Here is a 21,384-nt window from a genome sequence, read left to right as displayed (position 1 = left end):
TTTGTGAGCTTTTTGAGTATAAACATTTAAAAGCGTTTATGGCGAGCAATCGTGTATTTAAGCGCAAATAAAGTGTGAGGAAAAATGATGAAAGGCGGTCGTTATTGACTTAACAAAAATTTATGGCAGTAAAGTGAATGAATATTGAGCAGGAAGAAGTCAAAAAAGCCGGACAGCGACGCCCGGCGAAAAAAGCATTGGCTCAAAGAGCCTGGTTTCCTCAACCTGATTATTATTAATCTCGTTAACGCATTAAGCATAGCTAGCGGCGTGTACTAACTGGCTTAATGTGGATCAGTCAGTAGTGAACCATTCATCAGCGCTTTCCCACGTTTCCTGCAAAATTTCTTCAATACGATCGCGGTCTGTTTTGGGCGCACCCATTACAGAAAGATGGTTCGAGCCTGCGTAACGTACCTGAATTTTATTATCGGTATCGGAAAACTGCTGGTTGATACGTTTACTTAATTCACCAGACAATGCTTCGATAGCGCCGGCTGGCAGAGGTTTGGTTTTATCTATAGTGACTTCAACACGCATAATACCTCCCGAATAAATTGAACTGTATATTTATACAGTTAATTTTTCAGGTAAGCAAGCAGAGTCTTAGTGGCATTGGTAAAGTAGCAGAGAGCAGAATATTACGTTCTGCTCCCAGGCACCTTTAGCAGGAGGTCACGGTCCAGTTCAGCGTTTGTCCAGCCAAAAAGGGCACCACGGATTCATTGCCGAGGGCTATTTCTTCCGGTTGAACCACAGTTGTGCGGGTCACTTCGATAAAATCGTCGTTAAGCGGCAGACCGTAGAACCGCGGGCCATTAAAAGAGCAAAAAGCTTCGAAATGCTGTAAGGCACTCATCTCTTCAAACACAGTGGCGTATGACGGTATAGCGAGTGGTGCATTGAAACACCCTGCGCAGCCACAGCTGGACTCTTTACGGCCTTTAGTGTGGGGGGCGGAGTCAGTACCAAGGAAGAATCGGTCCGAGCCGCTGGCAATCACTTCACGCAGTGCCTGTTGGTGGACGTTGCGCTTGAGGATAGGTAAACAGAACAGGTGAGGGCGCACGCCACCGACTAACATATGATTACGGTTGAACATCAAATGTTGCGGGGTAATGGTAGCACCAAGATACTGATTGCCCGCCTGGACATATTGCACGGCTTCTTTGGTGGTGATGTGTTCAAATACTATTTTCAGCTCAGGGAAGTGAAGACGGATAGGGTCCATGACCTCATCAATAAAGCGCGCTTCGCGGTCGAAAATATCCACATCACTGTGTGTCACTTCGCCGTGGATCAACAGCGGCATGCCGATGCTTTGCATGCGTTCTAAGATGGGGTGTATCGCTTTAATGTCTGATACGCCATGCTGCGAATTAGTCGTCGCATTCGCCGGATAAAGCTTTGCCGCAGTGAAAACACCTTCGCGGTAACCGCGTGCGACTTCTTCAGGATCAAGTGAATCTGTCAGATAGCAGGTCATCAGCGGGGTAAAACGGTGGCCGGCAGGGACGGCGGCAAGAATGCGATTGCGGTAAGCAATCGCGGCTTCTACGCTGATCACGGGGGGCGTCAGGTTAGGCATAACAATAGCCCGGCCAAAAACTTCACTGGTGAATGGCAGAACGGTGCTTAGCATATCGTCGTCACGAAGGTGAATGTGCCAGTCATCAGGGCGGCGAATTTTCAAAACTTGCGGTGTTGCAGTCATCAGGTAGAACTCCGGCATTGAGAGACAAGACAATGGGATCAGGTGCAGTAATGGGAGCATTAACGGCGGAGAACAAGGATAAGTGCAAATGTGTTCCGTTGCATCTGTTTAATAAAGTTAGCGTTGAAATTAATACGGCTAGAGGTTCATAGTATAGGCAGGACGTTGTTAACAATCGCTTTCATCTACATTATTTATACCACAGGAGAAGATTATGGAAATCAGAGTCGTTGCCACTGTTATCGTTAAACCTGAGTTTTTGAGTGAGGTAACAGATGCATTGCACGAAGTGATTGAGCCAAGTCGTCAGGAAGTGGGTTGCCTGCAATATGAATTACACCGTGATATTGACCATTCTGACACTTTTGTTTTCTACGAGCGCTGGGCATCGAAAGAGGCATTGTCTCAACACAACGATACTGAACACTTTGTGAATTTTGCCCGCCGGTTGGAAGGTAAGCTGGTACGTTTGGATATCAAACGTCTTAAAACCATGGCTTGATGCTAAAAAGCATATGCTGACAACTGATAAAAAAAACCCGCCGAAGCGGGTTTTTTTTTAAAGACGTGATGCAACATTACTCAGTTGGCATAGTCGGCTTGGTTGCTGGCGCAGTTGCCGTGCTAACGGCAGCATGGCCACCGGCTGAACCTTTACCTTCAAAGTCAAACTCAGGGCGGACCCAGTCGCTTTGACGAGTAGGTTCCTGCACATAGACCGGGGCCGGGGCTTTGGTCATCGGAGAGGTTGCATGATGCTTGAAGCGAGGAGCAAGCTCAACGGGTGCAGCAGCGATAGTTACTGGTGCCGGTTTAGCGGCAGGAACAACTACGTTAATTGGAGCTTCTGTAGCCACAGCGACCGGTTCAACAACAATCGGTTGCAATGCTTCAGGCTTCACTTCGACTACTGGAGTTGTTTCAACCGGTTCTTCGGTTACGGCTTCAACCAGTACAGGTTCATCGGCAACAGGCTGTGCAGCCGTTACTTCAGGTTGTACCTGCTGCTGTTCAACTGGTGCGCTAACCACGTCAGAATCGACAGATGCTAACTCGACAGCTTTAGTTTCAGTGGTCGGTGCCACTTCTACTTCAGCATGTACGTTTTGCACGGCAACGTCAGCCGCTTCTGCGACTGCAGGCGTATTTTCCTGGGCAATGTCGACCTGGTTTATCAGAACTTCAGCGCTATCAGCAGCCGTTTCCTGAAGATCTGTTGCCTGTGCTACCGGGTAGCTGATCCACACTTTGCCTGATGCCATTTCTGGAGAGACAAAGGCACCTGCCAGCGGCATTGGTGACTGCGACGGGTAACGTTCATCACGATAACGGCGACGACGCTGACCGCTGACACGCAAATGACGAGGTGAGCGGCGTGAGCGGCGTGGCATGCCACCTTCGCGACCGTTGTCACCTTGATTGTCATCATTATCATTGCTGGTAGCACGTTCGACCTCTGGTGCTGCCGGGGCAATTTCCTGAGCCTGAGGAGCAACGGAGGTTGGCATGATGCCGGTGATCAACTGCTGTGCAGCGGCTTCTGCTTCGTGGTCAACTTCAGACTCGAAGCGGATTTTTTGAGACAGAGAGCGACGTTGACGACGCTGTGTCGGTTGGCGATCTTCCTGTTCAATTTCTTCAATAGCCGGAGCAGGTGCGACAGTGACAGCCACTTCCTGAGCAACGACTTCTTGAACTTTCTCTTCCTGCGGACCTTTACGTTTATCATCGGAACGACGACGAGAGCGATCACCGCGTTCACGGCGCGGTTGCTGCTGCTCATCACGGGAAGTGATGGTATCGACTTCTTGTTCCGTAACGACTTCAGAAACAGCTACCGGTTCCTGATTGCGACGATTACGACGCTGATCTTCGCGTGGCTCGCGGCTGTTTTCGCGTGTTTCACGACTTTCACCGCGGTTGTCACGATTGTTTTCACGACCTTCGCTGCGGTTATCGCGGTTGCCACGATCGCTGCGCTCTCCGCGTTCACCGTTACGTTCACGGCGGCCACCGCCCTGACGACGTTGATTACGGCGTTCACCGTTACGGCGATTTTCGCTTTCAGTGGTTTCAGCTTCAACTTTCGGTGTTTCTACCGGTTTGACTTCAGATTGAGGTTCTGAAGCAAATAGGCCTTTCAAACCACTGAGGAGGCGACTGACGAAACCAGATTTCTCGGCAACTGGAGCATTAATAGTTGCGGCACGGGCTTGTTCCGGTTGTTCAACGGCATCCGGTTGTTCGAAAGAAGACGGCGGCGCTTCGCCTTGCAGTGCAAAGGCAGCGAGAGCGGGTTGCTCAGGACGCTTACGCTCATTAGGCACTTCTTCTGAAGGTTGCAGCATTTCTGCTTCATGATGCTGAGGCAGTAAATAGCTTAATATCGAAGATTCTTCACCTTTGCGTACACGCAGAACCGAGTAATGCGGTGTTTGCATTTGATCGTTAGGAACGATAATTGCCCGCACGCCACCCAGACGTTTTTCAATGGCGTTGACAGAGTCACGTTTTTCGTTCAGCAGGTACGAAGCAATAGGCACCGGAACGATAGCGTGGACTTCCTTAGTGTTCTCTTTCAGCGCTTCTTCTTCGATCAACCGCAGAATTGACAGTGACAGGGATTCATTATCACGAATAGTCCCAGTACCAGCACAACGCGGACAGATGTGATGCGTCGACTCACCCAATGAAGGGCTGAGGCGTTGACGAGACATTTCAAGCAAACCAAAGCGTGAGATGCGGCCAATCTGAATACGTGCACGGTCCTGACGAACAGCATCACGCAGACGGTTTTCCACTTCACGCTGATGGCGCACAGGCGTCATATCAATGAAGTCGATAACAATCAGGCCGCCGAGGTCACGAAGACGCAACTGACGTGCGATTTCGTCAGACGCTTCCAGGTTGGTGTTAAAGGCCGTTTCTTCGATATCGCCGCCGCGGGTTGCGCGTGCGGAGTTGATATCTATGGCGGTTAGCGCTTCGGTGCTGTCGATGACAATCGAACCACCAGAAGGAAGGCGTACTTCGCGCTGGAAAGCGGATTCAATCTGCGATTCAATCTGATAATGGCTGAACAGCGGGATCTCACCAATGTATGGTTTGATTTTGCTGCTGAAATCAGGCCGACCCAAAGCAGCGATGTGTTCTTTCGCAAGCTCCAGGACTTTCGGGTTATCAATCAGGATCTCGCCGATATCAGGGCGCAGATAATCACGGAATGCACGGACAATGACGTTGCTTTCCTGATGGATCAGAAAAGGGGCAGGGCGACCTTCAGCGGCTTTCTTAATGGCGTCCCAATGTTTCAGACGGAAAGTCAGATCCCACTGCAGTGCTTCGGCGGATTTACCAACACCCGCAGTGCGCACGATGAGGCCCATACCATCTGGCAATTCCAGAGAGGACAGAGCTTCTTTCAGTTCAGTTCGGTCATCGCCTTCAATACGGCGGGAAATACCCCCAGCGCGCGGATTATTCGGCATTAACACTAAATAGCTGCCGGCCAGACTGATAAATGTCGTCAGCGCTGCACCTTTGTTACCACGTTCTTCTTTATCAACCTGAACAATAACTTCCTGGCCTTCACGCAAAACATCTTTGATGTTAGGGCGACCATGCGAGGAATAGTTGCTAGGGAAGTATTCGCGGGAAATTTCTTTGAGGGGGAGAAAACCGTGTCGTTCCGCGCCATAGTCAACGAATGCCGCTTCAAGGCTAGGTTCTATGCGGGTGATTTTCCCTTTGTAAATATTAGCTTTTTTCTGCTCATGGCCCGGACTTTCAATATCCAAATCATACAGACGCTGTCCATCTACAAGGGCAACGCGCAACTCTTCTTGCTGAGTCGCGTTAATCAACATTCTTTTCATCTTAACTTACTCGTTATTTTTCCATTATTGACAGAGTTGCGGGCAAAATAACCTCATGACCGGGTAAACCGTTGGCCCCGAGTCTTCTCGCAAAGTCGTCAACCTCACGGTTGTCGCTTGCATAGGGGCGCATTATTTCGGTAAGTCTGCTTTTGCCGTTTGAAGAACACCAGCGTTATGAAAGCAGTACTTTTATTAGGGGAATAGCCTCTGAATTTAGGTTAACAGATCTGATTCCATTTGCCGGCCAAGCTGCAACCCGCAGCCCGCTAATTGCTTGATTTCACATTACGTCTTACGCCATTGCTGCGTTTTTGTGTGATCAGGCAAATCTATAATTCCTGCGTTTTCCCTAACTTAAGAGAAACAACGCAGAAAGTAACTTCATTATTCCATTGCATGCACCGTGATAGCAAGGTGACTTTACCGCTTGCAGTAAAGATTCTTATACTTATGCGAGATGTGCCGCATTGATAATCCACCCCACTATATACAGTCGTTCAGGTTTTCCTTGTCGGTTACTGGTAAGCTACAAGTTAAGCACATAAAAAAACTGTGGCGCGGAACGTGCCGGATATTTAGAATCGCGAGCCATGAAAACTGAGAATCCATCTGTACAACTAATCCCCATTTCTGAAGACGAAGCCGGGCAACGCATTGATAACTTCCTGCTCAAAACCCTTAAAGGCGTGCCAAAAAGCATGATTTATCGCATTGTGCGAAAGGGTGAAGTTCGCGTTAACAAAAAGCGTATCAAGCCAGAATATAAATTATTGGCGGGGGATGTTGTGCGTGTTCCTCCGGTGCGTGTAGCCGAACGTGATGAAATTCCTGTCTCCGCTAAACTCGATAAAGTTGCGGCGCTGACGGATTGTATTTTATACGAAGATGATCATTTACTGATCCTGAATAAACCTTCCGGCACTGCGGTACACGGTGGAAGTGGCCTGAGTTTTGGCGTGATTGAAGGGCTACGTGCTCTTCGTCCTGAGGCCCGTTTCCTGGAACTTGTGCATCGTCTGGACCGTGATACTTCCGGCGTATTGCTTGTGGCCAAAAAGCGTTCGGCATTACGTTCTTTGCATGAGCAACTGCGTATGAAAGGCATGCAGAAAGATTACCTGGCGCTAGTGCGTGGTGAGTGGCAATCGCATTGCAAAGTCGTCCAGGCCCCTTTGCTGAAAAACATTCTGCAAAGCGGTGAGCGTATTGTTCGTGTGAATGCCGAGGGTAAACCCTCTGAAACACGCTTCAAAATTGAAGAACGTTATGAATTTGCGACGTTAATTAAAGCTAGCCCGGTCACAGGAAGAACGCATCAGATTCGTGTCCATGCGCAATATGCGGGACATCCAATCGCTTTTGATGACCGCTATGGCGATCGCGAATTTGACGGGCAACTCGCGGGCACGGGGCTGAATCGTCTGTTCCTGCATGCTGCGGCTTTACGCTTTGAACATCCAGGTACAGGTGAGACTATGCGTATTGAAGCGCCGCTGGACCTGAAACTACGTAATTGCCTGAAGAAGCTCCGACTGAAACCGGCGAAGTCCTGAGTCTGCAAAACACGCAATGCAATAATGAATGAAGCGCTGAAAGGCGCTTTATTCATTATTAACGTATCACTTAGCTCAGCAGAGGATTAATTCCCTTGGCCCGTAAGCAATCCAGCAAGGCAATAATCGGTAAGCCAATTAAGGTATTTGGGTCTCTGCCGTTGAGACGTTCAAAGAGGCTGATGCCCAGACCTTCACATTTAAAGCTTCCTGCACAGTCGTAGGGCTGCTCTGTCTGTAAATAGCCCCGAATTTCCGCCCCCGTCAGGTGACGGAAAGTCACGTCAAACGTTTCGCAAAGTGTCTGTGTCTCTCCGGTATCACTGTCAACCAGCGATAAGCCGGTATAAAAAGTGACGGTCTGTCCGCTGGCAGCTTGTAATTGTATCAATGCGTTATCAAAAGTATGAGGCTTGCCGGTTATTTGCCCGTTAATCGCGCAAACCTGATCCGAGCCAATAATGTAATGGCCTGGATGTGAAAGAACTAATGCGCGTGCTTTCGCTTCTGCCAGTCTTTGTACCAGCTCCGCCGGTAATTCACCGGGGAGTGGTGATTCGTCAATATCTGGCGCTGCACAAGCGAAACTCAGCATTGTTTTTTCCAGCAGCGCCCTGCGGTAGGGGGATGTGGAGGCCAGCAACAGCTTTTTAGGCGGGAGATTCATAATTTTTTCCACAAAGCATAGCGTTATTGAATCGCTCATTTTAAACTGTCTGCCGCTGTGGAAGCGAATATTGGTGAAAGGTGCGGTTTTAAGGCCTTTTTCTTTGACTCTACGTCGTTACAAAGTTAATATGCGCGCCCTATGCAAAAAGTAAAATTACCCTTGGCCGTTGATGCGGTTCGTACAGCCCAAAAGCGTTTAGATTACTCCGGTGTCTATGTGCCTGAACAGGTAACACGGTTAGCAGCATCAGTGGTTAGTGTTGATTCTGATGTCCAAACCTCGTTGTCGTTTGATATCGACAATCTGCGTCTGGCGGTCATTAATGGCCAGTCTGACGTTACCGTAACTCTGGAATGTCAGAGATGTGGTAAGACGTTTGAACACCAGGTTCACGCAACGTATTGTTTTAGTCCTGTCCGCAATGATGAGCAGGCTGAGGCATTACCGGAAGCGTACGAGCCGATTGAAGTCGATGAGTTTGGCGAAGTTGATCTGCTGGCGATGATTGAAGATGAAATCATTCTTTCATTACCTGTCGTTCCGGTACATGAATCTGAACACTGTGAAGTGTCCGACGCGGACATGGTGTTTGGTAAACTGCCTGCAGAGGTGGAGAAACCAAATCCATTTGCCGTATTAGCGAGTTTAAAGAAAAGTACTTAAGGAGTAAGGTCCATGGCCGTACAACAAAATAAACCAACCCGTTCTAAACGTGGCATGCGTCGCTCTCACGATGCTCTGACCACCTCCACTCTGTCTGTGGACAAAACTTCTGGTGAAACTCACCTGCGTCACCATATCACTGCCGACGGTTTCTACCGCGGTCGCAAGGTAATCGGCTAAGATTTGCTTGCTACTTATTTGCGTGATCAATCATGGTGATAAGTACTAGCAAGGCGATTCCTTGACTCGTCTAACCCTTGCGTTAGATGTAATGGGCGGGGACTTCGGTCCTTCCGTCACAGTGCCTGCTTCATTGCAGGCACTGACCTCTAATTCTGAACTCAATCTTCTTCTGGTCGGTGATCCCGACGCAATCACGCCATTTCTCGTAAAAGCCGATGCTTCCCAAATGGAAAGAATTCGGATTATTCCTGCTGAATCAGTTATAGCCAGTGACGCTCGTGCATCTCAAGCTATTCGTGCCAGTAAGGGCAGTTCAATGCGTGTGGCGTTGGAACTTATCAAAAGTGGAGACGCTGAGGCCTGTGTCAGCGCCGGTAATACCGGTGCGTTGATGGGTTTGGCGAAAATGATAGTAAAACCTCTCGAAGGTATAGAGCGCCCGGCGTTGATGACGGTTTTACCGAATCAACAGCGCAGTAAAACGGTGGTGCTTGATCTGGGGGCGAACGTTGAGTGTGACAGCACAATGCTGGTCCAATTTGCCGTGATGGGCTCGGTAATGGCTGAAGAGGTCATCGGTATTTCGAACCCACGCGTAGCCTTACTGAACATTGGTGAGGAAGAGTCAAAAGGGTTGGATAACATCCGGGGTGCGGCGGTTATTCTAAAAAATACACCCGCAATCAACTATATCGGTTATCTTGAAGGCAATGACCTGTTAACCGGTAAGACTGATGTCATGGTGTGTGACGGTTTCGTTGGTAATGTCACCCTTAAAACCATGGAAGGTGTAATAAGGATGTTTTTGTCACTGTTAAAATCCTCTGGGGAGGGTGGCAAGAAGGCCTGGTGGCTGAAATGGTTAGGTCGTATTTTGCAGAAGAAGTTAGCAAAGCGCTTCGGCCATCTGAATCCAGACCAGTATAATGGCGCATGTTTGTTAGGATTACGGGGCATCGTTATTAAAAGCCACGGCGGGGCAAACCAGCGCGCGTTTGCCGTTGCTATCGAACAGGCTGTGCAGGCGGTGCAGCGGCAAGTTCCTACCAGGATAGCCGCGCGCCTTAAGGCTGTATTACCCAAGAGTGACTGATCGTACATGTATACAAAAATTCTCGGTACGGGGAGCTATTTGCCCGTGCAAGTTCGGACTAATGCCGACTTAGAAAAAATGGTGGATACCTCCGACGAGTGGATCGTCACCCGCACAGGTATTCGTGAACGTCGTATCGCTGCGCCAGATGAGACTGTGGCCACTATGGGCCTGCATGCAGCTGAAAAAGCGCTTGAAATGGCCGGCGTCAGCGCAAGCGATGTGGGTTTAATCATTGTTGCAACGACCTCATCTTCCCACGCGTTCCCTAGTTCTGCCTGTCAATTGCAGAATATGCTGGGTATCAAAGATTGTGCCGCCTTTGATCTGGCTGCCGCTTGTGCCGGTTTTACCTATGCGCTAAGCGTGGCCGATCAATACATTAAAAACGGCGCAGTGAAACATGCGCTGGTGATCGGTTCCGATGTGTTGTCGCGTAAACTCGATCCTCAAGATCGTGGCACCGTGATTTTGTTTGGCGATGGCGCAGGTGCTGTATTGCTGGGCGCATCCGAAGAGCCTGGCATTATTTCTACGCACATGCACGCAGACGGCCATTATGGCAATTTGCTGACGTTACCGTATCCAAGTCAGTCTGAGCCGGAAAAACCCGCTTACGTGACAATGGCTGGTAACGAAGTCTTCAAAGTGGCCGTGACTGAACTGGCTCACATTGTCGATGAAACTCTGACAGCAAATAACCTCGACCGCTCCGAACTCGACTGGCTGGTTCCGCATCAGGCGAACCTGCGGATCATCAGTGCTACGGCTAAAAAGCTGGGTATGGGGATGGATAAAGTTGTTATTACGCTGGATCGTCATGGCAATACGTCTGCGGCATCTGTGCCTGCAGCTTTTGATGAAGCAGTCCGTGATGGACGAATCCAACGCGGGCAATTGGTATTGCTTGAAGCATTTGGCGGTGGCTTTACCTGGGGCTCGGCGCTGATACGTTTTTGATTTAACAGGATAATGAAAATGACAAAAATAGCAGTTGTTTTTCCTGGCCAGGGCTCACAGGCTCTGGGAATGCTGGCTGACTTAGCCGCAACCTACCCGATTGTCGAAGAAACTTTTGCTGAGGCTTCTTCTGCACTAGGTTATGATTTATGGCAGTTGGTACAACAGGGGCCGGCTGAAGAGTTGAACAAAACTTGGCAGACTCAGCCTGCTTTGCTGGCTGCTTCCGTGGCTATCTGGCGGGTCTGGCAGCAACAGAAAGGCACTGACCCGGTATTTATGGCAGGACATAGCCTGGGTGAATATTCTGCTTTGGTGTGTGCTGGCGTGCTGGATTTCAAACAGGCCATTTCGCTGGTTGAATTACGTGGCAAACTGATGCAGGAAGCTGTGCCCGAGGGTACTGGCGCAATGTCGGCAATTATCGGCCTCGATAACGATGCTATTGCTAAAGCGTGCGAAGAGTCCGCGCAAGGACAGGTTGTCTCTCCGGTGAACTTTAATTCGCCGGGACAGGTTGTGATTGCGGGGAACAAAGAAGCTGTTGAACGTGCTGGTGCTGCTTGTAAAGCCGCTGGTGCAAAACGTGCGTTGCCGCTGCCTGTCAGCGTGCCTTCTCACTGTGCTTTGATGAAGCCGGCTGCTGACAAAATGGCCGTAGCACTCGAAAATGTGACTTTCAGTGCGCCTCAATATCCGGTCGTGAATAACGTGGATGTCAAGGTAGAAACATCTCCGCAAGCTATTCGCAGCGCACTGGTTCGCCAACTCTACAATCCCGTCCGCTGGACTGAGTCAGTAGAATTCATGGCGGCGCAGGGCGTTGAGCACTTAGTCGAGGTTGGCCCGGGTAAGGTATTGACCGGCCTGACCAAACGTATTGTTGACACCCTGACTGCGGCGGCAGTGAACGACTCTGTCAGCCTGTCAGCGGCGATTGGACAATAAAAAGGGGTAGGTATGAGCTTCGAAGGTAAAATTGCCCTGGTCACCGGCGCAAGCCGTGGTATTGGCCGTGCTATCGCAGAAAAATTAGTGGCCGGTGGTGCAACAGTGATTGGCACCGCGACCAGCGAGAAAGGCGCTGAAGCAATCAGTGAGTATTTAGGCGAAAAGGGTAAAGGGATTGCCCTCAATGTGGTTGATTCTGCATCGATTGAGCAGGTATTGGCTACGATTCGAGCTGAATTTGGCGAAATTGACATTTTAGTTAATAATGCCGGCATCACACGTGATAACCTTCTCATGCGTATGAAGGATGACGAGTGGCAGGATATTCTGGATACGAATTTGACTTCTGTGTTTCGGCTGTCAAAAGCAGTAATGCGGGCTATGATGAAAAAGCGGTTTGGCCGGATCATTACTATTGGTTCTGTTGTTGGAACTATGGGTAACGCAGGGCAGGCGAACTACGCGGCGGCTAAAGCTGGCTTGATTGGTTTTAGCAAGTCTTTGGCGCGTGAAATTGCTTCACGCGGCATTACTGTCAACGTCGTTGCTCCCGGCTTTATTGAGACGGACATGACAAGGGCGTTGACAGATGATCAACGCGCAGGCATTTTGTCATCAGTTCCAGCCAACCGGTTGGGTGATGCAAAAGAGATTGCCAGCGCAGTTGCTTTTTTAGCCTCTGACGAGGCCAGCTACATCACTGGCGAAACATTACATGTCAATGGTGGCATGTACATGATTTAAAAATTACGAAACTATTTGCGTTATTTGCGGTAAAAACCGCAAAATAGAGCAAATTCGTGGTTTGACCAGCCGGGATTTAGTTGCATCTTTTCCAACATTTTATACACTACGAAAACCATCGCGAAAGCGAGTTTTGATAGGAAATTTAAGAGTATGAGCACTATCGAAGAACGCGTTAAGAAAATCATTGTTGAACAGCTGGGTGTTAAACAGGAAGAAGTAGTTAATGCTGCGTCTTTCGTAGACGACCTTGGCGCTGATTCTCTCGACACCGTTGAGCTGGTTATGGCTCTGGAAGAAGAGTTTGATACCGAGATCCCTGACGAAGAAGCTGAAAAGATCACTACTGTTCAGGCAGCTATTGATTTTATCAACGCTAGCCAGCAGTAAGCTAATTTGCTTTTAGTTTAGATAGTTAGGCGGTCACTCGACCGCCTAAGTTTTTTTTGTCCCACCGTATCACTTTTCTCCCTCCCTGGAGGACACACGTGTCTAAGCGTCGAGTTGTAGTGACTGGACTTGGCATGCTGTCTCCTGTCGGCAATACTGTAGAGTCCACATGGAGCGCTCTTCTTGCCGGTCAGAGTGGCATTAGCCTAATCGATCATTTTGATACTAGTGCCTATGCAACGCGTTTTGCTGGCTTAGTAAAAGATTTTAATTGTGAAGATTACATCTCGCGTAAAGATGCGCGCAAGATGGATTACTTCATTCAATACGGTATTTCCGCCGGTATTCAGGCCATGCAGGACTCCGGGCTTGAAGTCACTGCCGAGAACGCCCCGCGCTTTGGTGCAGCCATTGGTTCAGGTATCGGCGGCCTTGGTCTGATTGAAGAAAACCATACCTCACTGGTTAACGGCGGACCACGCAAGATCAGCCCATTTTTTGTTCCCTCCACTATCGTCAATATGATTGCCGGTCATCTGAGCATCATGTTTGGTTTACGTGGACCGAGCATTTCTATTGCCACAGCCTGTACTTCAGGTGTTCATAATATTGGTCATGCGGCTCGCATCATCGCTTATGATGATGCCGATGTTATGCTGGCCGGTGGTGCTGAGAAGGCCAGTACCCCTCTGGGGGTTGGTGGCTTTGGCGCAGCACGTGCATTGTCTACCCGCAATGATAACCCTCAGGCCGCGAGCCGCCCGTGGGATAAAGATCGAGATGGTTTCGTGCTGGGCGACGGCGCAGGTATCATGGTGCTGGAAGAGTATGAGCACGCGAAAAAACGCGGTGCTAAAATTTATGCTGAAATTGTCGGTTTTGGTATGAGCAGTGATGCTTTCCATATGACGTCACCTCCTGAAGACGGCGCAGGTGCAGCGCTGGCGATGGAAAATGCTCTGCGTGATGCGGGGATTTCGGCGGCCAAAATTGGTTATATCAATGCACATGGCACCTCGACGGCGGCCGGCGACAAAGCAGAAACTCAGGCCGTTAAATCGGTATTTGGTGCAGATGCGCACCGTGTACTGGTTAGCTCGACGAAGTCTATGACCGGTCATCTGCTGGGCGCAGCGGGTGCAGTGGAGTCAATCTTTACCTTGCTCGCGCTTCGCGATCAGGCTGTACCACCCACCATCAATCTTGATAACCCTGACGAGGGTTGTGATCTGGATTTCGTCGCGCACGAAGCCCGTCAGGTCAAAAATATGGAATACACGTTGTGTAACTCGTTTGGCTTCGGTGGCACCAATGGATCACTGGTGTTCCGTAAAATCTAACGAACCATTACACGGTGTTTTTCCATCCCAGAAAGGCCCGTTTGCGGGCCTTTCTGCTGTCTGACATTCCCATCGTAAATCAGGAATGGTCTACTTGATGGGCAAGCAAAAATGCTTCAGGCTCTTCAGTCAGTCAGGCCATACAGCGGGATACAGGGGGAGTGAATATGTGGATTAACGGTATCTCAGCCAGTTTGCTGTCAGCCAGTGACCGCGCGGCACAATTCGGTGACGGAAGTTTTACCACAGCACGTGTTACTGCAGGAAAAATTCAGTTTGCTGAAGCGCATATTGAAAGGCTAAAAGCTGCCTCGCAGCGGTTGATGATTGAAGGTGCAGACTGGACGGCACTGGAAGAGGAAATGGCCCACGCTGCAAGCATGCGCGAGGAAGGGGTGGTTAAAGCCATTATCAGCCGGGGAGAGGGCGGTCGCGGGTACAGTTCGCAGGGTTGTGGTTCGCCCACTCGTATTGTTTCCGTTTCTGACTATCCGGGGCACTACCATCAGTGGCGGCGGCTGGGTGTAAAACTCGCGCTAAGCCCGGTGGCGTTGGGCCAGAATACGTTGCTCGCCGGAATCAAACACCTTAACCGGTTAGAGCAGGTCATGATCCGTTTGCATCTTGACCAGACGGATGCCCATGAGGCGCTGGTGGTTGATACCTCAGGGATGCTGGTGGAATGTTGTGCCGCGAATATATTCTGGCGTAAAGGTGACCAGATTTTCACCCCGGATCTTTCCGCCTCAGGTGTTGCGGGAATTATGCGCAGCCAAATCATTTCTTTACTTGAACAATCGGAAATTTATACCATTTCTGTTGTCAAACAACCACCTGACGTCTTGCATGATGCGGATGAGGTGATTATTTGCAACGCGCTGATGCCCATCCTGCCGGTCCGACAGGCTCAAGACTGGCACTTTACGTCGTCGCAGTTGTACGATTTTTTACACCAGGTTTGTTAAAACCGCGCGTTAAAAGTGAATGTTTATGAAGAATAAAAAACTCAAGATCTCCGCCCTAATCCTGTTGCTTATACTCGGTATGGTGTTTTTTGCTTATAACAAAGTAGAGCGTTTTGCCGATCGTCCCATCAATGTAAGTCAGGAAACGATCTTTACGCTACCCGCTGGCACGGGGCGGGTGGTGCTGGAAACGCTGCTGGTCAAACACAAACTGATGCAGGAAAATCCTTATTTCTCTTGGCTGCTACGCATTGAACCTCAGCTCAGCGAGTTCAAAGCAGGGACTTATCGCTTTGAAAAAGGGATGACAGTACGCCAGATGCTCGAACTGCTTAAAAGCGGTAAAGAAGCCCAGTTCAGCGTGCGCTTGGTGGAAGGTTTTAAACTGAGTGACTGGATGAAATTGTTGCAAAACTCAGGTTATCTGAAGCATGAGCTTACCGGGAAAAGTGGCGAAGAGATCGCAACCGCCATCGGCATGAAAGATGCCACCAATGCGGAAGGCTGGTTGTATCCTGATACCTATCTTTATACAGCCGGTATGACGGACCTGTCCCTGCTCAAACGCGCGCATCAGCGCATGGTAAAAACTGTCGATACGCTCTGGAACGAACGTGACACGTCTCTGCCTTATAAATCGCCGACCGAAATGCTGACCATGGCGTCAATAATCGAAAAGGAAACGGCGGTGAAAGACGAGCGCCCGGAAGTGGCCTCAGTATTCATTAACCGTTTACGCATTGGTATGCGTCTGCAAACGGACCCCACTGTGATCTATGGAATGGGTGAAAGCTACAACGGTAATATCACCCGTAAAGATCTGGAAACACCGACGCCGTATAACACCTACGTGATTCCAGGTCTGCCGCCATCGCCAATTGCTATGCCGAGTGAGGCATCGATCGTTGCGGCTGCGCACCCGGCTAAAACGCCTTATCTTTATTTTGTGGCAGATGGCAAAGGCGGGCATACTTTTACCACTAACCTCGAAAATCACAATAAAGCGGTGCGTGTGTATCGCGAGGCATTGAAAAATAAGAATGAAAAGTAAGTTTATCGTTATTGAAGGTCTGGAAGGGGCCGGTAAAACCACGGCACGCGATGTCGTCGTCAACCAACTGCGCAACCTCGGTGTTGAGGATATCGTGTTTACCCGCGAACCGGGCGGTACCCCATTGGCCGAAAAACTCCGGGATCTCTTCAAACGTGGCGTGGAAGACGATAAACCTACGGTCAAAGCAGAAGTGCTGATGCTTTATGCCGCAAGGGTTCAACTGGTAGAGACAGTGATCCTTCCTGCACTGGCACGCGGTGCCTGGGTGGTGGGGGATCGTCATGATCTCTCCTCTCAGGCCTATCAGGGCGGTGGGCGTGGTATTGACGCCGAACTGATGCGCTCGCTGCGCGACACCGTTCTCGGTGATTTCCGCCCGGATCTGACGCTGTATCTCGATTTACCTCCTGAGATTGGTCTGCAACGCGCCAGCGTACGCGGTGAACTGGATCGCATCGAAAAAGAGGCGCTGCCGTTCTTTGAGCGCACCCGCGAACGCTATCTCAGCCTGGCGGCTGAAGACAGCCGCATTAAAACCATTGATGCATCTCAAACACTGGAGCAGGTCAGTGCTTCAATAGAAAAGACTCTGTCTCAGTGGTTTAAAGCCCAGCAGCAGGAAGGTAATCAGCAATGACCTGGTATCCCTGGCTTAGTGCTCCCTACCGGCAGCTCGTCGGCCAATATCAGTCTGGCCGTGGGCACCATGCCATGCTGATGCATGCCGCCAATGGCATGGGCGATGCTGCGCTGGTGTATGGTCTGAGCCGCTGGTTATTGTGTCAGCATCAGGATGGCGAGAAAAGTTGTGGAAAATGCCACAGTTGCCAACTGATGATTGCCGGTAATCACCCTGACTGGCACGTGCTGATGCCGGAAAAGGGCAAAAACTCGCTGGGTGTTGATCCCGTGCGTCAACTGATTGAAACACTCTATAACTACTCTCAGCAGGGTGGGGCAAAAGTGGTATGGGTGCCTGAAGCTGAATTGCTGACGGAGGCTGCCGCTAACGCCTTATTGAAAACGCTGGAAGAGCCGCCAGCAAAAACTTACTTTCTGATTGGTTGCCGGGAAACTTCCGGTTTACTCGCTACACTGCGCAGCCGTTGTTTCTACTGGCATCTGCCTACGCCTGATGAAGTTCCGACCACGCAGTGGATTGGGCGGCAGCTCAACGCTGACCCTGTTGCGATTAAAACAGCTTTACGGCTGAGCAACGGCACGCCGTTAGCTGCGCTGGCCTTGTTACAACCTGAGCGCTGGAAACAGCGAATGGCGCTGTGTCAGCAGTTGACGACCAGTTGCCAGCAGCGAGATATGCTGTCGTTGATGATTCAGTTGAACCATGACGATGTGGCTGATCGCCTGCAATGGCTCTGTTCTTTATTGCTGGATGCCATCAAATGGCAGCAAAATGCCGGGCAGTTTATTATTAATCACGATCAGCAGCCGTTAATCGCACAAATTGCCGGGTTGCAGGCCAATGATGCACTGCAAAAAAGTGTTCAGGCCTGGATGCATTGCCGCCAGCAATTGCTGACGATCATTGGTGTGAACCGTGAACTAATACTGACTGAGCAACTCCTCGAATGGGATATGTCCCTGAGTGAGTTCCGTTCTGATTCTTCCCTAAGCGGTACGCGGGTTTCACCGGCGTAGCGGCCTGCACAACCATCGTAAAGAGTTAAATATTATGTTTTTAGTCGACTCCCACTGTCATCTGGACAGCCTGGATTACAACGAGCTACATAGCGGCGTGGATGCGGTGCTGGAAAAAGCCCGCGAACGTGATGTGAAATTTATGCTGGCTGTCGCCACTACCCTGCCAGGTTACACAGCCATGACTCAACTCATTGGCGAGCGTCCTGATGTGGCATTTTCCTGCGGCGTACACCCTTTAAATATCGAAGAGGGCTATGATTTCGAGGAGCTGCGGCGTCTGGCTGCGGACCTCAACGTGGTCGCATTGGGTGAAACCGGGCTGGATTACTTTTATCAGAAAGAAGATCACCAGCTTACACTTCAGCAGGACTCTTTCCGTCACCATATCCGTGTTGGCCGCGAACTGAATAAGCCGGTGATTGTTCATACCCGTGATGCACGTCAGGATACGCTGGATATTTTACGCGATGAACAGGCGGGCGAATGCGGTGGTGTTCTGCACTGCTTTACCGAAGATTTATCTACTGCCAAATTCCTGCTCGACCTCGGTTTTTACATTTCGTTTTCGGGCATCGTCACCTTCCGCAATGCTGAGCAGTTGCGTGACGTCGCGCGCTATGTGCCGCTGGATCGCTTATTGGTCGAGACGGATTCACCTTATCTGGCGCCGGTCCCGTATCGCGGGAAAGAAAATCAGCCTGCTTACGTTCGTGATATCGCTGAATACCTCGCTGTGCTCAAAGGCGTGAGTATTGAGCAACTGGCGCAGGCAACCACTGCAAACTTTTCTCGCCTGTTCCACCTCGATACTTCCTCCCTGATCTGACCTTGAGCCCAGTCATATTGACTGGAATTATTTTACAACTCGTAATTAATCGCCTGAACGGGTAATGTGCACACCCGTTTCGGGCTGTTTGATGAGCATGATTCGGATTTTCTTTAGAAAAAACGCCGTTTTTTACTGAGTCTACGCCGTTTTTTCGGCAAAACGTGACTGCCATCAAACATTAACAAAGGGAATTATTTTACCCTGCGTAAAAATTCAAAAGGGGTGCTCAGACACTCTGAACGCCAAGGGTTTTCATAACCTTGCAACTCGGCAGTTCGCAGCGTAAATAAGCGAGCGCCGTGAGAAGTATCAAAAAACATCATTACTCAGGAGCACACTCAATTATGTTTAAGAACGCGTTTGCAAACCTTCAGAAGGTCGGTAAATCGCTGATGTTGCCAGTTTCCGTACTACCAATTGCAGGTATTCTGCTTGGTGTCGGTTCTGCAAACTTCAGTTGGCTGCCACTGATCGTTTCCCACGTCATGGCGGAAGCGGGTGGTTCAGTTTTCGCTAACATGCCGCTGATTTTTGCCATTGGCGTGGCACTTGGTTTCACCAACAACGACGGTGTATCTGCACTGGCGGCGGTGGTGGCTTACGGCATCATGGTCAAAACCATGGCAGTCATCGCCCCGTTGATCCTGCATTTACCGGCCGAAGAGATTGTCGCCAAACACCTTGCTGATACAGGTGTTCTGGGCGGCATTATTGCCGGTTCGATTGCAGCCTATATGTTTAACCGCTTCTACCGTATTAAGTTGCCAGAATATCTGGGCTTCTTCGCCGGTAAACGCTTCGTACCGATCATCTCTGGTATGGCTGCGATCGTGATGGGTGTGGTTCTGTCCTTCATCTGGCCGCCAATTGGCAGTGCAATCCAAACCTTCTCTCAGTGGGCTGCCTATCAGAACCCAGTGGTTGCCTTCGGTATTTACGGCGTAGTTGAACGTGCACTGGTACCGTTTGGTCTGCACCATATCTGGAACGTTCCATTCCAGATGCAAATCGGTGAGTATGTGAACTCCGCCGGTCAGGTGTTCCACGGTGATATCCCGCGTTACATGGCTGGCGACCCAACTGCCGGTAAATTGTCTGGTGGCTTCCTGTTCAAAATGTACGGTCTGCCTGCTGCAGCTGTTGCTATCTGGCACTCAGCGAAACCTGAAAACCGTGCAAAAGTCGGCGGCATCATGATCTCCGCTGCGTTGACTGCGTTCCTGACTGGTATCACCGAGCCAATCGAATTCTCCTTCATGTTCGTAGCCCCGATACTGTATGTGATCCACGCTATTCTGGCCGGCCTGGCGTTCCCAATCTGTATTCTGTTGGGTATGCGCGATGGCACGAGCTTCTCACACGGTTTGATCGACTTTATCGTGTTGAGCGGTAATAGCAGCCGTATCTGGTTGTTCCCAGTAGTTGGTATGATTTACGCCGTGGTTTACTACAGCATCTTCCGTTTCCTGATTGTGAAACTGAACCTGAAAACACCAGGGCGTGAAGACACTGCCAGCGAAACCACGATTCAGGGCGGTACAGAAATGTCTGCTTCTCTGGTTCAGGCGTTCGGTGGTAAAGACAACATCACTAACCTTGATGCCTGTATCACTCGTCTGCGTGTAAGTGTTGCAGATGTGTCTAAAGTGGATCAGGCTGGCCTGAAAAAATTGGGCGCAGCAGGCGTTGTCGTTGCAGGTTCTGGTGTTCAGGCAATCTTTGGTACCAAGTCTGATAACCTGAAAACCGATATGGACGAGTACATGCGTAACCACTGATCCTGAGATCAGCTCTTACCTTGTTCACTAAGGAGGCTTCGGCCTCCTTTTTCTATGGCTGGAATTCTGTACGGGAGGTTTTTCGTGCTGGCTGGCGGTTTCTGCGCCATTTGCGCCTTAAAAATCGTAATCAGGTTGAAAGGAATAGAAATTGTCACTCATACTGGCGTACACCGCTTTTGACTTTGAAAGGACAGCCAAGATGGCCGAAGAGACGATTTTCAGCAAAATTATCCGCCGTGAAATTCCTGCCGATGTAGTGTATCAGGATGAGCTTGTCACCGCGTTCCGGGATATTTCTCCTCAGGCACCTAGTCATATTCTGATCATCCCGAATATCCTCATTCCAACCATGAACGACGTTACCGTTGAGCATGAAGCAGCGCTGGGCCGCATGATGACCGTCGCCGCCAAAATCGCTGAGCAGGAAGGTATCGCCGAAAGCGGCTATCGCCTGATTGTTAACTGCAATCGTGATGGAGGCCAGGAGGTTTATCATATCCATATGCATTTGGTCGGTGGCCGTGCGCTGGGTCCGCTGCTTTCGCGCCAGTAATGCTTTCTCGTTGATAAGGAAAGACCATGCGATTTTTGATGGCATTGTTACCCGTTATGGCCTTGATGGGCTGTAGCAGTAATCCGCATATTGCGCTGAACAGTGAGCAAACTGTCATCATGGAATCGCCGGTGCTGACGGCGGGCATTATCCCCGGCGCGCCGTCTATTTCTGAAGTGGATGGTCGCAAACAAGCCGTTAGCGTGCTCAGCAACAGCCAACCGCACGCCGTGACGCTGCATTACCGTTTTTACTGGTATGACAAACAGGGGCTGGATCTCCTGCCGATAGCCGAAGCGCGTACCGTCACCGTGCCAGCCAACACGGAAATCAACATATCCTCCCTGAATGGCAATCTCGATGCGTACAGTGTGCGTGTTTATCTTTACCTCTAATTTTCC

The 21,384-nt window shown here is 50.0% G+C and carries 22 protein-coding genes; 18 read left to right on the top strand and 4 right to left on the bottom strand.

The genetic code is table 11. From position 1 onward, the window contains the following. Positions 1-294 precede the first annotated feature (294 nt). Both dinI and pyrC read right to left on the bottom strand, forming a co-directional pair. Positions 295-540: a DNA damage-inducible protein I gene (gene dinI / locus EAH77_RS09900; protein ID WP_140472144.1), complete on the bottom strand. Its 246-nt coding sequence runs from the start codon at positions 538-540 to the stop codon at positions 295-297. A 124-nt stretch (positions 541-664) separates the two neighbouring features. Continuing rightward, positions 665-1,714: a dihydroorotase gene (gene pyrC / locus EAH77_RS09895; RefSeq protein ID WP_140472142.1), complete on the bottom strand. Its 1,050-nt coding sequence runs from the start codon at positions 1,712-1,714 to the stop codon at positions 665-667. A gap of 214 nt (positions 1,715-1,928) precedes the next feature. Between pyrC and EAH77_RS09890 the strand changes: the two genes are divergently transcribed. Beyond that, positions 1,929-2,216 (top strand): putative quinol monooxygenase, encoded by a 288-nt coding sequence (locus EAH77_RS09890; protein WP_140472140.1) that lies wholly within the window; start codon positions 1,929-1,931, stop codon positions 2,214-2,216. A 76-nt stretch (positions 2,217-2,292) separates the two neighbouring features. Here EAH77_RS09890 and rne read toward each other — a convergent pair whose 3' ends face one another. Beyond that, on the bottom strand, positions 2,293-5,589 hold the full coding sequence (gene rne / locus EAH77_RS09885; protein ID WP_140472138.1) for a ribonuclease E: 3,297 nt from the start codon (positions 5,587-5,589) through the stop codon (positions 2,293-2,295). A gap of 593 nt (positions 5,590-6,182) precedes the next feature. Here rne and rluC point away from each other — a divergent pair. Further along, positions 6,183-7,145, top strand: coding sequence for a 23S rRNA pseudouridine(955/2504/2580) synthase RluC (gene rluC, locus EAH77_RS09880; RefSeq protein WP_140472136.1), 963 nt, complete (start codon positions 6,183-6,185; stop codon positions 7,143-7,145). A 70-nt stretch (positions 7,146-7,215) separates the two neighbouring features. Here the strand turns inward: rluC and EAH77_RS09875 are convergent, their stop codons facing one another. Beyond that, entirely contained in the window at positions 7,216-7,812 is a 597-nt protein-coding gene (locus EAH77_RS09875; RefSeq protein ID WP_140472134.1) for a Maf family protein, read from the bottom strand. A 141-nt stretch (positions 7,813-7,953) separates the two neighbouring features. On the opposite strand from EAH77_RS09875, the gene yceD reads away from it, so the two are divergent. From yceD to EAH77_RS09795, 16 genes are all read left to right on the top strand, one after another. Beyond that, entirely contained in the window at positions 7,954-8,478 is a 525-nt protein-coding gene (yceD, locus tag EAH77_RS09870) for a 23S rRNA accumulation protein YceD (RefSeq protein WP_140472132.1), read from the top strand. A gap of 12 nt (positions 8,479-8,490) precedes the next feature. Then, a complete protein-coding gene (gene rpmF / locus EAH77_RS09865) occupies positions 8,491-8,658 on the top strand; it encodes a 50S ribosomal protein L32 (RefSeq protein WP_013576249.1) in 168 nt (55 codons plus the stop codon). Between the two features lie 61 nt (positions 8,659-8,719). Continuing rightward, complete coding sequence (gene plsX, locus EAH77_RS09860; protein WP_140472130.1) at positions 8,720-9,754, top strand: phosphate acyltransferase PlsX; 1,035 nt, start codon at positions 8,720-8,722, stop codon at positions 9,752-9,754. Between the two features lie 6 nt (positions 9,755-9,760). Then, positions 9,761-10,714, top strand: coding sequence for a beta-ketoacyl-ACP synthase III (locus EAH77_RS09855; RefSeq protein ID WP_140472128.1), 954 nt, complete (start codon positions 9,761-9,763; stop codon positions 10,712-10,714). 18 nt (positions 10,715-10,732) lie between these two features. After that, positions 10,733-11,662, top strand: a complete 930-nt coding sequence (fabD, locus tag EAH77_RS09850) for an ACP S-malonyltransferase (RefSeq protein ID WP_140472126.1) — start codon at positions 10,733-10,735, stop codon at positions 11,660-11,662. Between the two features lie 12 nt (positions 11,663-11,674). Then, positions 11,675-12,409 carry a 3-oxoacyl-ACP reductase FabG gene (fabG, locus tag EAH77_RS09845; RefSeq protein ID WP_140472124.1) on the top strand — a complete coding sequence of 245 codons (735 nt, stop codon included), beginning with the start codon at positions 11,675-11,677 and terminating at the stop codon, positions 12,407-12,409. Positions 12,410-12,562: 153 nt separating this feature from the next. Further along, complete coding sequence (gene acpP / locus EAH77_RS09840; protein WP_015690190.1) at positions 12,563-12,799, top strand: acyl carrier protein; 237 nt, start codon at positions 12,563-12,565, stop codon at positions 12,797-12,799. Positions 12,800-12,897: 98 nt separating this feature from the next. Beyond that, positions 12,898-14,139 (top strand): beta-ketoacyl-ACP synthase II, encoded by a 1,242-nt coding sequence (gene fabF / locus EAH77_RS09835; protein ID WP_140472122.1) that lies wholly within the window; start codon positions 12,898-12,900, stop codon positions 14,137-14,139. Between the two features lie 167 nt (positions 14,140-14,306). Next, complete coding sequence (gene pabC / locus EAH77_RS09830; protein WP_140472120.1) at positions 14,307-15,104, top strand: aminodeoxychorismate lyase; 798 nt, start codon at positions 14,307-14,309, stop codon at positions 15,102-15,104. A gap of 25 nt (positions 15,105-15,129) precedes the next feature. Beyond that, positions 15,130-16,155 (top strand): endolytic transglycosylase MltG, encoded by a 1,026-nt coding sequence (gene mltG, locus EAH77_RS09825; RefSeq protein WP_140472118.1) that lies wholly within the window; start codon positions 15,130-15,132, stop codon positions 16,153-16,155. Then, positions 16,145-16,795: a dTMP kinase gene (gene tmk / locus EAH77_RS09820; protein ID WP_140472116.1), complete on the top strand. Its 651-nt coding sequence runs from the start codon at positions 16,145-16,147 to the stop codon at positions 16,793-16,795. Before mltG ends, tmk begins: the two co-directional genes overlap by 11 nt. Then, the gene (gene holB, locus EAH77_RS09815) at positions 16,792-17,817 is read left to right on the top strand and encodes a DNA polymerase III subunit delta' (RefSeq protein ID WP_140472114.1); all 1,026 of its coding nucleotides are present in this window, start codon (positions 16,792-16,794) and stop codon (positions 17,815-17,817) included. Before tmk ends, holB begins: the two co-directional genes overlap by 4 nt. A gap of 34 nt (positions 17,818-17,851) precedes the next feature. Continuing rightward, a complete protein-coding gene (locus EAH77_RS09810) occupies positions 17,852-18,646 on the top strand; it encodes a metal-dependent hydrolase (RefSeq protein ID WP_140472112.1) in 795 nt (264 codons plus the stop codon). 347 nt (positions 18,647-18,993) lie between these two features. Continuing rightward, positions 18,994-20,427 (top strand): PTS glucose transporter subunit IIBC, encoded by a 1,434-nt coding sequence (gene ptsG, locus EAH77_RS09805; protein ID WP_140472110.1) that lies wholly within the window; start codon positions 18,994-18,996, stop codon positions 20,425-20,427. A 202-nt stretch (positions 20,428-20,629) separates the two neighbouring features. Beyond that, positions 20,630-20,983 carry a purine nucleoside phosphoramidase gene (gene hinT / locus EAH77_RS09800; protein WP_140472241.1) on the top strand — a complete coding sequence of 118 codons (354 nt, stop codon included), beginning with the start codon at positions 20,630-20,632 and terminating at the stop codon, positions 20,981-20,983. Between the two features lie 26 nt (positions 20,984-21,009). Then, entirely contained in the window at positions 21,010-21,378 is a 369-nt protein-coding gene (locus tag EAH77_RS09795) for a YcfL family protein (protein ID WP_140472108.1), read from the top strand. The last annotated feature ends 6 nt before the right edge of the window (positions 21,379-21,384 follow it).

Source organism: Ewingella americana, assembly GCF_006438725.1.
Classification (GTDB): domain Bacteria; phylum Pseudomonadota; class Gammaproteobacteria; order Enterobacterales; family Enterobacteriaceae; genus Ewingella; species Ewingella americana_A.
Note: the sequence above shows the minus strand (reverse complement) of the source record. Positions and strands in the feature narration are given on the sequence as shown.